The sequence below is a fragment of the Chloracidobacterium sp. N genome (genome assembly GCF_018304765.1).
Taxonomy (GTDB): Bacteria; Acidobacteriota; Blastocatellia; order Chloracidobacteriales; family Chloracidobacteriaceae; genus Chloracidobacterium; species Chloracidobacterium aggregatum.
In genome coordinates, this window is record NZ_CP072643.1 from 564,818 (window position 1) to 577,816 (window position 12,999).

Here is a 12,999-nt window from a genome sequence, read left to right on the forward strand (position 1 = left end):
GAAAACCTTCAGGCGGCCTGCTTGGCCAGCCTGGCCAGATAGTCTTCGAGCTTCTGAATGCGCACATCGTAGATGGACTGCTGTACCGACTCGATCAGGTCGTACTCTTCCTTGATGCACAGCAGGATAAACAGCCCCCAGAGCATGCGCTGCCGGTCCTGTTGGAGACTCTCGATGCGGGCTTCCAGCTCAGCTTTCTTGGTGCGGCGGTGTTCTTCAGTCAGGGCTTCGATCTCCAGGTGCAACTCGCGCAGAAGGCTCAGCTTGACATCAAACATGCTGTAGAACCGGTCGCGGTAAGCTTCATCGTCGTGGCGGTAGTAGATGTGCCGGTACTGGTAAAACTTCATGAACACATCCTCGCCCTGCCGCTTGGAAAGCCCTGTCACCGCCGCGATCTCATCCGGCGAGCTCTGCATGAACTTGTCGAAGGTGGACAGTCCCGCGAGGATGATGCGGTTCATCAGCTTCTCGTTGATTTCGGGAATCTGCTTGAGAATGAACTTGACGATGAGCACTTCCTTTTTGCTGTTGAGGTCTGACGCCGACAAATCGAGCGCAAACGTCCGGGGCAGCATCTGCGCCAGCCGTTCGTAACTTGCCTGCACCTGCTGAAGCGCCGCTTCGGTGAAATACGCCTGGTCGGGAACGCTTTTCTGCGACTGAAGCGCCTGCTGCATTTCCTTCAGGGCCACACAGATTTTCTGGTAGCCCATCTTTTCAGCCGAACCGTAGAGCAGGTTGACCGACGGCTCGACCATTTCAATCCACTCCAGGGAAGTCCGGCGCCTGATCTTCTGGTTGAGCTGGATTTCACGCATGAAGTCTTTGAGCGGCTTGACGTAGGCCACGGCGATGTTGTCGTAGAGTTCCATCAGCATGGCCTCTTCGTGTTCGGTCAAACCGCTGTCAATCGTGGCGCTGCCGCCACCCAGGCCCTGCGCGGTGAGAACGGCATCAAGGTTCTCGAACAGGTCATCCACCGAGGACTCATCAAACAGGGCTTCCGCCGCATCATCGAAGGCATCGTTGATGAGTTGGATGTTTTCGAGTTTCTGGAGCGTTGTGGATTCGGCAACCGCCGCCGGCGCGACCGGTGTGACCTCGGTCGGGACCTGGAAGGTAAAGCCCATGTAGTCGAGCAGGGCCTTTTTGTCTCCGGCCTGCTTGGTTTTCAGGTACTGGTTGACGAGTTCCAGCGCCCGGTCGCACGCATCAATCATGGCGGCAACCAGAAACCGGCGCTCGTCATAGGCGGCTTTGAAGTAGTTGCCCAGCGTCGCAAAGGTAAGCTGAAGCACCTCGTCCGGCGTGGCCCGGGCCGTTTCGGCGCAGATTTCAACCACCGCCTTGTATGGCGCAAACAACAGGGGCTTGCGCCGGATACGCTTCAGATTCTCATCAAGCATCTTCAGGCCATCCGCCAGAGCGGCGGCATCCGTGCCGACCCGCAGCGCATCCACGGCGACGTAGTTCTGCCGGATGAGATAGAAAAGCTGTTTGTAAAGGTCGTACTTGCCCAGCTTTGTGCGCTGCTGAAGCGTTTCGATGCTGGCCGGCTCGGCCAGCGCATCCCACACCATCCGGCACGTTTTGGGATCGGGGCTGTCCTTGAGGTTGAGCAACGCCTCGTGAATCGGACGCCGGGTAAATGAGGAATCCGGCTTGATGGCCGTGTTCGAGATTTGCTTCAGCTCGCTGCGCTGCAATAACGCCTCATGCAGCAGCGGCGGGGTTTCAAGCGTGATGTTGTGGCTGGCCGGTGGCGTTTTGGTGTCGAAATACGCCAGCGCAATCTCACGCGGATCGAGCATGAACAGCCAGTAAAAGGCATTGTCCGATTCAAGAAAGAAGGCCGGCACGGAAGCATGCACAACCCGCCCCAGCGACCAATCCACCCGACATTCGGTGTTGTCCGTGAGCGTGATGTGAAAGTGCCCGGTCAGACCGGCTTCCCAGGCATAGACAAAAGCTTCCGGCAGGTGCTTCTGCACGAGGAGCCGGTTGAGCGTCCGGTCCACGGCCAGCGGCGGCGGGGCCGGCTTCGCCGTGTCGAGCAGATGTTTGGCCGCAATGTGCAGGGCGTTGCGTGGCGTCAGCGACGTTACGATCTCCTGGCACAGCTCACGCACCTCATCCGTGTACTGATAGGCCAGGCAGCGCAGGATGCGCGTCGCCGCCTCCGTATTGCCCAGAAAGGCAAACGAACGGCGCAGCTTGGTCAGTTCGGCACGCACCCGTCCCAGAAGAAAACTGATGGTCGGCGGGGAAAGCAGGGTCTGGGCAAAGCGCTCGACGTACTCATCGCTCCAGTGCTTGAGGGCGTGGTCGAGCGAAACCTCCATGGACAGCGGATCATCGAGTGAAACCAGCGCCATGGCAATTTTGTCGGCGATGTCGCGCGACACCGGATCGTCCAGGCGCTTGAATTCCGCCAGCTTGGCGCGCAGGCATTCGCCCGCCGCCTCCCCGCCGATAAAACTCAACGTGGCAATACTTTGGCTGTTGACCTGCCGTACCGTGCGCGGGTGGAAATGCTGCCCGACAAGCACCACGGCCCGGGCCCGTTCGGCAGGCTTGGGCGAGACGATGCGCCCCAGCAGGAAAATCAGGTTGCGGATGTAGTACCAGGGCGTTTCGGGCGTGCAGTGCTCAAGCTGGTGCAACAGCATGGGGTAAATCCGCTCCCCATTGGCTTCCAGCACACTGAGCAACACCCGCCGCATGCGCCGGTCAGGTTCCTCAAAAAGCTGCTGGAAAAGCTTTTCCGGGTTCCAGACGGCAAACTGATTCAGAATATCGCCGACCAGCAGCCGGGAGAGCTTTGAGGAGCAGTATTCGTCTATCTTGCGACTGCTGAACAGACTTGCCTTGCTTTGCAGGCGCTGGCTTTTCTCGATGGAGAAGTCCCGGGCCCGGGCCAGCTCTTCAACCAGGTCCATCATCTGGCAGGACTGCGGCAGGAAGTCGTCGTTGAAGAAGGCCACGGCCAAATCCACCGACTGCGCCAGGTAATCCTCCAGATTGAAGCGCCGTTTGGTTTCGTATTCAGCATCCTTGTCGGCTTCGTTGGCGGCGATGATTTCCTGGCGTACCCGCTTGTCCGTGACCAGGCCCACGACATCGCCCATCAGACTGCTGACTTTTCCCTGGTACGACAGCACATCGGCGCTGGTCTGCTCATCGGCAAACTCAAAGCGCCGGTCGGCCGACAGGACGTTGTGGGTGGCGTTGCGGTAGATGTTCTCGTTGAAAGCCTCTTCCTGAACCGGCACCTCCATGCGCTTTTCGAGCGCGTACATCGCCCGTTCCCGCCCCTCCCCAATCGGGCGGATGTGCTGCCATGGATACTGGGCCAACAGGGCCTGAAGATGGGGGCGGTAGGCCGGCGGACAAAACTCCAGCAGGTGTTCCTCGAAGCGCGGAAAGAACCGGTACACCTGGTCAAAGCGGACGACGCGGTAAAAAAAGATGTCAAAGACTTTGTTGCGCGCCGCCAGGACAATCTCCAGCGGGTTGCTCCCCGGCTGCTGCTGGGCCGCTTTTGCCGCCCAGTCGAGCACCACCCAGCTTACGGTGCGGATGTCGCTCTGTAACACCGTGACCAGGGAGGCCGCGACCAGGGCCGGCGCGCGCTGTCCGGCCAGAAACCCCCTGAAGTCCTCAATGGCTGGCTGCAAAGCTTCGTCTGTCATACTTCACTTGACGGCATCCAGGCTCACCACACGTCACGCAGCCTGAGCATCGCTGAAAAAAAGATTCGTTTTCATCGAAGAACCAACACGGCTTGGGCCAGGGCCGTTGTAGCCTAGCACCTTTGGCTGGTTTTTGTACGCTGGTGAAGCGGAGTTTTGCTGTACTTTGGGCTGATTGCACAGCAAAAACTTCCCACCACTGGCCGCTATCGTATGCAAAGCCGTCGCTCCAACCAACGTTTCAATGCGGGGCAGGTGAACATCCTCGACGAGCAGGTACACCCGCTCCGCCCCGCGCCACAGAGCAACGAAGCCTTCATCGTCGAGAAACACCTGCGGCGCACCGGGAGCATAGGAGCCGTATTCGAGATTCGTCACCCGTCCGTTGAGCAGCCAGGCGTGGCGCAGGTCGGCGTAAAAGAAAACGGATGAGAAGGCATAGTATTGATTGTCCACGACCACCTGCCCCGGCTGATGCTGCTGGGCCGCAATGAGCGCCTGAGCCAGCGGATAAGAACCCAGGTAGGGGTCAAAGGCCACCATGGCGATGCGGGCGGCCACGAGAAGCAGGGTCAGCATGACCGTCACCGGCAACCAGACCCAGCCGGCCCGGACCAGGGCCACCCCCACGGCTCCGGTGAGAAAGGCCGCCGTCGCCAGCGCCAGCGGCAGCCGCAGGTAGGCAAACGACTGAAGCGTGAGGTCGCCCATGTGGCCGAGCGACAGGGTGTACACGGCATAGACATCCGTGCTTTTGGCCAGCGCCTGGGCAATGTCACCGGGTGTCGGCGTCTGCCAGTTGAGGATGATGAGCGCACCGGCCGCCAGCGCCGCCAGCGCCGCCATGCCGCCTGTCAACCAGCGCGCGACCGACTGAAAGCGCCCGTCATGGGTCAGCGCCGCCCCAAGCAGCACCGCCACCGCCGGGTATATCGGCAGCGAGTAGTATTCCTGCGTGGTCGAGAGCGAAAAAAACAGCATGACGAAGCCAATCCAGAGGACGGCCAGCAGGGTCATCCGGCTGGCGCGGTCGTCCGGTCGGCGCGTCAACCGCAGCCGCGCCACGCCGGGCAGAAACAGGCTCCAGGGAAAGAACCAGATCAGGTGTGAACACCAGAACCACAGGCGGGGTACGGTGTTGTAATCCCGTGGGTAGCGGCGTCCCAGAAAGCGCAGCACGTGCTCGTTGAAGACGAAAAACCAGAAGAACCCACGGTACTTGCCCGGCTCACTGGTCAGGGCCACGTCAAACCAAGGCGGGTTGGCCACCGTGGCCGCAATGAACCAGGGGGACGTTAGCCCCAGAACGAGCAGGCTCAACGTCACCGGCGGAAGGCGCTGCCAGAAGTCACGCTGCCGCCACTGCCCGGTACAGACCGCGTACAACCCCATGGCCGCCAGTGGAAACACCAATCCGATGAAGCCTTTGAGCAGAAACCCGGCGGCCAGGCACAGGGCCAGCAGCATCGCCCAGCGCCGTGGATGGCGTTCAGCGGGGTCGAGCGCCCGCAAAAATGACCACATGGCAAGGGCCAGGCTGAGGGTCAGGAGCACGTCGGCAATGAGAATGCGCGTAAAGAGAAACAGTCCGATGCTCGTGGCCAGTACGAGGCCGGCGTGGAAACCGGCGCGCGCGCCAAACGCCCAGCCGCCCATACGGCAGGCGAGCCAGCACAGCGCCACCGCGCCCAGCCCAATCGGGAGCCGCGCGGCCCAGTCCGACACGCCAAACACCCGGAAGGAAAGGGCGATGAGCCAGTATTTGAGGGGCGGTTTTTCCAGGTAGGCAACGCCATTGAGCCGGGGCGTCACCCAGTCGCCGGTCGCCAGCATCGTGCGGGCAATCTGCGCCTGGGCGGCGTCCACATCATCCATCAGATGCGGTGGGGAGACACAGGCGCTCAAAAAGACGATGGACGCCACAGCCAGCACCACCAGCTCGCCGCGCCACACCGGACGTTCACTTGGCAGCACGCATTTCTCCCAACACAACCGGCCGCGACAGCGGCTCGAACCGGCCACCATCGCGCAGCACGTAACGCTCGCCACGCCACTCGATGGTTTTGCCCAGAAAGCCGCCTATCCAGGACGCCCAACTCAGCATGTCCTGAAGCGGAATCAGCCACAGGTGATGCTTCACCGCCGGGTCGTTCAGACGCCAGGCCAGCACCAGAGCCAGACTCCCCCGGAGCAGGCAACCGGCAAGCAGCGCCGCCAGATTGAGCGGCCACGGGGCCACGGCCGTAAACAGCAGCGTCCAGACCAGTCCGTAGGTAAAACCCTGCCCGACATAACCCGCCGGACGCGAAAACCGACTGCTCCGGTTCCAGCGCAGGCGATGTTTGAAGCTCGTCAGAAAGCCCCGCGCCGTGGCGAGATGTTCGACGGCCTGGGGCAACAGCAGCACTTTCCAGCCGGCGCGCGCCGCCCACGCACCCAGCACAAAATCGTCGGCCAGGTAGTCTTTCATGGCGGTAAACCCACCGATGGACGTAAGGCAACTTCGCCGGACGGCCATCGAAGGGCCCAGGGCAAACTTCATGCCCTCCAGCCGTTCGGCGACGACCACCCCGGCCATGAACTCGGTCGTCATGCCCAGGGCTTCGAGCCGTGACCACAGATCGCCGCCGCCGGCGACGCCACGGTAGGGATGGGTCACAACGCCAATCTCGCGTTCGGCAAAGGCCAGGGCCATGCTGTCGAGATAGTCGGGCGCCACTTTGGTGTCGCTGTCCGTCACCACCAGCAGGTCGTAAGCGGCGGCTTTGGCCAGGGCTTCAAGGCTGAACACTTTGGCGTTGGCGTAGGGCGGCTCGCCTGTCACCAGCAGTTGGGCGCGCACTCCCGGAAAACGGGCGCGCAGGCGACGGACGACCTCCACGGCCGGGTCGTCGTGCGTGCGGACGGCAAAAAGCAGTTCATACCGTGGGTACTTCAACTGAAAAAAACTGCCCAGGCAGGCTTCAAGCCCGGTTTCAGCGCCACGTAGTGGCTTGAGCAACGACACCGGCGGTTGCCGTTTCCCGGAGAGCCGTTTCCGGGCCGGACGGCGACGGGGAAATGTGGCCGCCGACCACAATGCCAGAAGCATGTAAGCCAGTCCTCCCGCCGCGGCCAAACCCAACACCAATTGCAATCCAAGGCGAAACCAGGACACGGGGCGCTTCCTCACCAGACATCAGGACAGCCAACGCACAAAGTTTTAGGTTATAGTCAGCGGCTTATGCCGAAACAAGCCCCATCTCAGCCACCAGCCATGTTGTTGTTCGTCGCCACACCGGGCGAGCAGCGGGCCGTCCAGGGGGCGTCAGGTGCCGTGCAGGTCGTGTGCACTGGCGTCGGGCCGGCGAATGCCGCCCGTGCCGCCCGGCGCGCGTTGACGGCGCTGCCGCCGGACTGTCGTCCACTGGTGGCCGTGTTTGGTATTGGCGGGGCGCTGTCACCATCCCTGGCCGTCGGGGATGCCGTGCTGGGCGTTCACACCCGGTTGGTGGAAGGCGACCCGTTGCCCGGCTGCCCTGCCACGCTGGCCCGCGCTGCCGACCGTCTCACGGCGGCCGGCTTCACGGTTCATCAGGGCGACCATCTGACCACGCCCTATGTCGTTTGTCAGGCGGCCGAAAAACGCCGGCTTCACGCGCAAACGACGGCGCTGGTCGTGGACATGGAAAGCCACGCCATTGCCCGGGCCGCACAGCGTTCCGAACTTCCATTGTTGTTGCTGCGAATCATCAGCGATGATTCGCACCAGGATTTGCCCAATCTCAACGCCGGACTCGACCCGAACTATGCGCTCCGCCCGTTGGGGATGACCGCCACCCTGCTGTCCCATCCGCTTGCCGCGGCGCGTTTTCTCCGCCATCTGTGCCATGCGCTGATGAAACTTCGCCAGGCGGCTGACGTTTGTTTGACGGATTTATTCTGAAAGGCGTTTCTGAAGCGCCCCGACAAGCCTGTATGCACATAAGGTATTTTGGTTTCATCATTCTGCTGTGGATGGGGTCATTGACCGGCAGCCTGTTCGGACAACAGACGAGCATGGTCGTCTTCACCATCACGGACGCCAGCTCCCAGAAGCCTCTGTCCGGCGCCACCATCACCCTTTCCCCCAGGGACGGGGCATCCGGCACGCGCGCGCTCACCCGGACGACGGACGCCGCCGGAAAAGCGACCTTTGCCGACGTGCCCGGCGGGACCTACACCCTGAACATCGAAGCCGCCGGCTACGACACCCTGACCGACGACAACTATGTGGTCGAAGCGGGGGTTCTCGCCGAACAGCCGATTGGACTGAGCCTGACCGGTGGCGAAATCGTGGAGATTCGCGGCGACGCCGAACGGCCGCTGGTCGAACAGGGGAGCGCCCCGGCTGACCGGATCACACCGGCCGAAGTGCGCATCCTGCCGGCGCGGGGGCGCGACATCCTCACCTCGTTTCCGCCCGTGCCGAACGTCATCCGCTCCAACGACGGGCGCACCAGCATCAAGGGCGCACGGGAAAACCAGAGCGCGGTGCTCGTCAACGGCAACATCAGCAATGACCCGGCGACGGGAACATTTCAGGTCGAGATTCCGCTTGAAGCCGTCCAGCAGGCCGAGGTGTTCACCAACCCCTACCTGCCGGAGTTTGGCAAATTCACCGGCGGCGTCACGCGCATCGAGACCCGGCCGGGCAGCAACAAATGGACCTTTGGCATCAACGATTTCTTCCCCGAACCGCGCTTTCGGAGCGGCCAGTTGTTTGGTTTTGCCAATGTCTCGCCCCGGGTGAATGTCTCCGGCCCCATCGTCCGCGACAAGGCTTTCTTCGCCCAGGCGTTTGAAGTCATCGTGGACAAGGCCGTGGTGCGTGGGCTGCCCAATCCCGATAACGAAGTCCGCAAGTATTCCTTCCGCAGTTTCAGCCAGTTTGATGTGTTTTTGACGGACCGCCAGACCCTGACGACGACGGTCAATGTCGCCCGGCGGCTGGTACGCAACGTCGGACTGGACTTCTTCAACCCCGTACCGGTGTCGCCCAACCAGCGGACGACCGACCTGGCCCTGGCAGCAACGCACCGCTACGCCACCGGGGCCGGTTCGACGCTCGAAACGCAGTTCAACTACAAGCGGATTGGCGTCGAAACCTTTGGCAAGGACGAGGGCACCATGGTGATCACACCCGTCGGGCGGCTGGGCCGTTTCTTTACGACGACCGACCGCACGACGGAACGCTACCAATTGCAGTTCTCCAACACCATGGCGGCATTCGAGGCCATGGGCTGGCACCGCATCAAGTTTGGCTTCGATGTCAACGCCATGCGCAACCGGGGGGAGATGACCAGCCGACCGGTTGAACTGCGCCGCACGAACGGTCTTCTGCTGCAACGCATCACCTATGCCAACCGGGGCGACCTGCGCGCCGACAACATCGAAGTTTCCGGCTACGCGCAGGATCAGTGGCTCATCCGCCCCAATCTCCAGCTTGACTTCGGGCTGCGCATCGAGACCCAGCAGGCCGCCACGAGCATCAACCTGGCCCCGCGCATTGCCCTGTCCTATTCACCACGGGGCACGGATGACACCGTGCTGCGGGCCGGTTTCGGGCTGTTTTACGACAAACTCCCCCTCAACGCCCTGGCCTTTCGGAGCATGCCGCGGCCCATTGTCGCCACCTTCAACCCGGACGGTAGCCTGCGCGAGCCGGCGCGCCCCTTCGTCTATGACCTGGCGCGCGACCCGACGAACGATCCCGGTCGCGGCGGCGACTTCCGCATTCCCTTCAACCGGACGCTTCGGGTGGAATTTGCGCAGCGCATCACGAAGCACGTCCTGACCAAGCTGGCCTACCTCGACAGCCGGACGTTCAATGATTTGTTCATCGAACCCATCCTCCGCCCGACGGACGGCATTATCCGGCTGTTCAACACCGGGCGGGCTACCTACCGGGCCTTTGAGTCCACGACCGACATCCGCTTCACGCGCGACCACACGCTTACGGTTTCCTACGTCCGCAGCAAGACGCGGGCGCAGCTCAACGACTTCATCAGCTACTTTGGCGACATTCCCAATCCGGTCATTCGTCGCGATCAGTTCGGCAATGCCGCGATTGACGCACCCAACCGCTTTTTTGCCCGTGGGGTGTTTGCCCTGCCGTGGAAGGTCAAGCTGGCACCCATTTTCGAGTGGCGGGACGGCTTCCCGTTCAGCGTCACCGACGAAAATCAGAACTTCATCGGGCAGCGCAATGCGGACAACACCCGTTTCCCGCGTTTTGTGGCGCTTGATCTGGCTGTGACCAAAACCTTCAAGGTGCCGGAATGGCTCAAGCCGACGCTTTTTGGCAAAAAGGCTGGCGTCGAATCGGCCAGCTTTACGGTCAGCATTTTCAACGTGACCAATCACTTCAATCCGCGCAATGTCTTTGCCAACACGGGTGCGCCCCAGTTCGGCACCTTTTTTGCCGTTTACCGGCGCTTCTACCGGATTGATTTCAATGTCAACTTCTAGCTCTACGAGAAGAGAGAGGCTTGTCTCTGGAATGCACCTTTTTGAGGAAGCAAAAGCTGGCATTTGCATGGACCAAGCCCGGAGCAACACGGCATCCTCATTCATATCGGCAGTCCCTCTTTGAGCACGTAGTACGCGAGAAAGCCAGTATTTGCCTTGCGGGCCTGTACCAAGGCTTCCGCTTGAAGAATAACATCCGCATAGAAGCCAAGTGCGGCAAACCGAAGGCTGAGCGTTGCGACAATAGTCTGTTTTTCTTCCCGCAGGGGTTCCCGGTCGGTGATAACAAAAAAGTCCCAGTCACTATCAGGACGGGCATCGCCGCGTGCGCGGCTTCCAAAAAGCAGAATGCGCACCACCTGGTATCCGGCCCGCGCGACTTCCTCGGTGATAATGGATTTGGCTGTGCTGATGATGTCATCCATGGGTGGCCACCAGGAGCAACGGGCTGTGCTTCAAGGTTTGATACGCGGCCAGCGCTTCCGTCGCAAGGCAGATTCAGTCACAACCGAAAACGACGAACACCTGTGGGCGCTTCCGCACTGGCGCAAAGAGATACCCGGATTTCGTCCCCCTTGTGTGAGCAAGAGGTCACAGGTTGGCTTTGAGTCGTATTTCCCAGGCCTTGACAATGTCGGCGAAAATATCCGCGAGTGAATGCTCAATGTTCCAGCCCGGATAATCGGCTTTCATCTTCCGCAGATCGCTGTAGTAGCAGATGTGATCGCCAATGCGCGCCTGGTCAACATAGCTGTACCGCTGCGGCTTGCCGGTCAGCGCCTCAACCATCTGGAAGGCTTCCAGAATTGAGCAGGCATTTTCTCTGCCCCCGCCCAGGTTATAGACCGCCCCGGCCCGTGGGTGCTCGTAAAAGGCAAACATAAAAGCCGCGACATCTTCGGCGTGGATGTTGTCGCGCACCTGCTTGCCCTTGTAGCCGTAGATTTTGTATTCCCGTTCTTCCAGGTTGCACTTGATGAGGTAGCTCAGAAACCCGTGCAGTTCGACGCCGGCGTGATTGGGGCCGGTCAGGCAGCCACCACGCAGGCAGACCGTCGGCATACCGAAATAGCGTCCGTATTCCTGCACCAGCACATCGGCCGCCACCTTCGAGGCTCCAAACAGCGAGTGCAACGTGTGGTCAATGGAAAACGTTTCGGGAATGCCATGGGCGTAGGCCGGGTCGGCGTAGTCCCACCGGGTTTCAAGTTCGACCAGCGGGATATGGTTCGGCCCATCGCCATAGACCTTGTTGGTGGACATGTGGATGAAAGGCGACTCCGGGCAGTGCTGCCGTGCTGCTTCGAGCAGGTTGAGCGTCCCGACGGCGTTCACGTCGAAGTCATCAAAGGGCACCCGCGCCGCCAGGTCGTGGGAGGGCTGCGCCGCCGTGTGGATAATGACGTTGGGGCGCAACTCAGCAATCAGAGCCGCGACACCGGCCCGGTCGCGGATGTCCAGCTCGTGGTGATGAAAGTGCGCCAGCGTCGCCATCAACCGCTGCTGGTTCCAGCGGGTGTCGCCGGCCGGGCCGAAAAATACGGCGCGCTGGTTGTTGTCAATGCCGTGCACCACAAAGCCACGGCGGTGAAAGTACTCGACGACTTCCGAACCGATCAGTCCCGAAGAGCCGGTGACCAGGCAAACCGGAGCAGGCACGTGCAGGTTCCTCGCTCAGTGTTATGGTTCTCACGTCATCACAACCTTATTGGCCACCCGGCTCATTTTCAAATGGAGACCTGCTGATGCGGATTCTGCTTACCGGCATGTGCGGCTTTGTCGGCAGTGTCGTGGCCCGTGTGCTCCGCGAGTGGCTGACCGGTGTGGAACTGGTCGGACTGGACAACCTCGTGCGCCCCGGCAGCGAAATCAACCGGCAACGGCTGCGCGAGGCCGGCTTTCGACTCCTGCACGGCGACATTCGCCTGCCCAGCGATCTGGAAGGACTGCCCCCCTGTGACTGGATTATTGATGCGGCCGCCAACCCCAGTGTGCTGGCCGGCGTGGATGGCAAAACCGGCGCCCGCCAACTGCTCGAACACAACCTTGTCGGCACGCTCAACCTGCTCGAACTGGCCCGCCGGTGGAACGCCGGCTTCATCCTGCTTGGCACGAGCCGGGTCTATTCCATCGCGGCCCTGTGCGCCCTGCCGCTGCGCGAACAGGCCAACCGGTTTGTCCCTGACCCAAACGCCGGCGCGGACGGACTCACGCCGGCCGGCATTACGGAAACCTTTTCGACGACGCCACCGCTGTCGCTGTATGGGAGCGCCAAGCTGGCGTCGGAAGTGCTGGCGCTCGAATACGGCGCGGCGTTTGGTTTGCCGGTCTTCATCAATCGCTGTGGGGTTATGGCCGGAGCGGAACAGTTCGGCAAGGCTGATCAGGGCATTGTTTCCTTCTGGATTCGCGCCTACGCGGCGCGGCGGCCGCTGCGCTACATTGGTTTTGGCGGCAGTGGACGCCAGGTACGCGACTGCCTCCACCCGGCCGACCTCGTTCCGCTTCTGGTGGCGCAGATGAACGCCGGGCAGGACGCCGGACTTCCGCGCGTCGTCAACGTCGGAGGCGGCATGGAGAGCAGCTTCTCTCTGGCGGAACTCAGCGCCTGGTGCGCCGACCGTTTCGGGCCACACGAGGTCACGGCTGACCTGACACCGCGGCCGTTCGACGTCGGCTGGCTGGTGCTGGATGCAAGTCTGGCCCGGACCCGTTATGATTGGCGGCCGACGTACACACGCGAAGCCATCTTTGCTGAAATTGCAGAGCATGCCCGGCAACATCCAGAGTGGCTGCGGCTTTCCGAGGACTAGCC

General features: G+C 61.6%; 8 protein-coding genes. 3 read left to right on the forward strand and 5 right to left on the reverse strand.

Annotation, left to right across the window (positions count from 1 at the left end):
* Positions 1-8: 8 nt before the first annotated feature.
* The 3 genes from J8C05_RS13495 to hpnI are packed head-to-tail and all read right to left on the reverse strand — an operon-like array spanning position 9 to position 6,867.
* Positions 9-3,695, reverse strand: a complete 3,687-nt coding sequence (locus J8C05_RS13495; protein ID WP_211423279.1) for a hypothetical protein — start codon at positions 3,693-3,695, stop codon at positions 9-11.
* A 33-nt stretch (positions 3,696-3,728) separates the two neighbouring features.
* Positions 3,729-5,669: an ArnT family glycosyltransferase gene (locus J8C05_RS13500; RefSeq protein ID WP_211423280.1), complete on the reverse strand. Its 1,941-nt coding sequence runs from the start codon at positions 5,667-5,669 to the stop codon at positions 3,729-3,731.
* Positions 5,656-6,867, reverse strand: coding sequence for a bacteriohopanetetrol glucosamine biosynthesis glycosyltransferase HpnI (hpnI, locus tag J8C05_RS13505; protein ID WP_343316663.1), 1,212 nt, complete (start codon positions 6,865-6,867; stop codon positions 5,656-5,658). Before hpnI ends, J8C05_RS13500 begins: the two co-directional genes overlap by 14 nt.
* A 51-nt stretch (positions 6,868-6,918) precedes the next feature.
* Here hpnI and J8C05_RS13510 point away from each other — a divergent pair, with 51 nt between their 5' ends.
* The gene (locus J8C05_RS13510; RefSeq protein ID WP_211423282.1) at positions 6,919-7,620 is read left to right on the forward strand and encodes a phosphorylase family protein; all 702 of its coding nucleotides are present in this window, start codon (positions 6,919-6,921) and stop codon (positions 7,618-7,620) included.
* A gap of 32 nt (positions 7,621-7,652) precedes the next feature.
* Positions 7,653-10,184 carry a TonB-dependent receptor gene (locus tag J8C05_RS13515; protein WP_211423283.1) on the forward strand — a complete coding sequence of 844 codons (2,532 nt, stop codon included), beginning with the start codon at positions 7,653-7,655 and terminating at the stop codon, positions 10,182-10,184.
* 101 nt (positions 10,185-10,285) lie between these two features.
* Here the strand turns inward: J8C05_RS13515 and J8C05_RS13520 are convergent, their stop codons facing one another.
* Positions 10,286-10,609, reverse strand: coding sequence for a nucleotidyltransferase domain-containing protein (locus J8C05_RS13520; RefSeq protein WP_211423284.1), 324 nt, complete (start codon positions 10,607-10,609; stop codon positions 10,286-10,288).
* A gap of 166 nt (positions 10,610-10,775) precedes the next feature.
* On the reverse strand, positions 10,776-11,843 hold the full coding sequence (locus J8C05_RS13525) for an NAD-dependent epimerase/dehydratase family protein (protein WP_211423285.1): 1,068 nt from the start codon (positions 11,841-11,843) through the stop codon (positions 10,776-10,778).
* An 86-nt stretch (positions 11,844-11,929) separates the two neighbouring features.
* On the opposite strand from J8C05_RS13525, the gene J8C05_RS13530 reads away from it, so the two are divergent.
* Positions 11,930-12,997 (forward strand): NAD-dependent epimerase/dehydratase family protein, encoded by a 1,068-nt coding sequence (locus J8C05_RS13530; protein WP_211423286.1) that lies wholly within the window; start codon positions 11,930-11,932, stop codon positions 12,995-12,997.
* Positions 12,998-12,999: the final 2 nt, after the last annotated feature.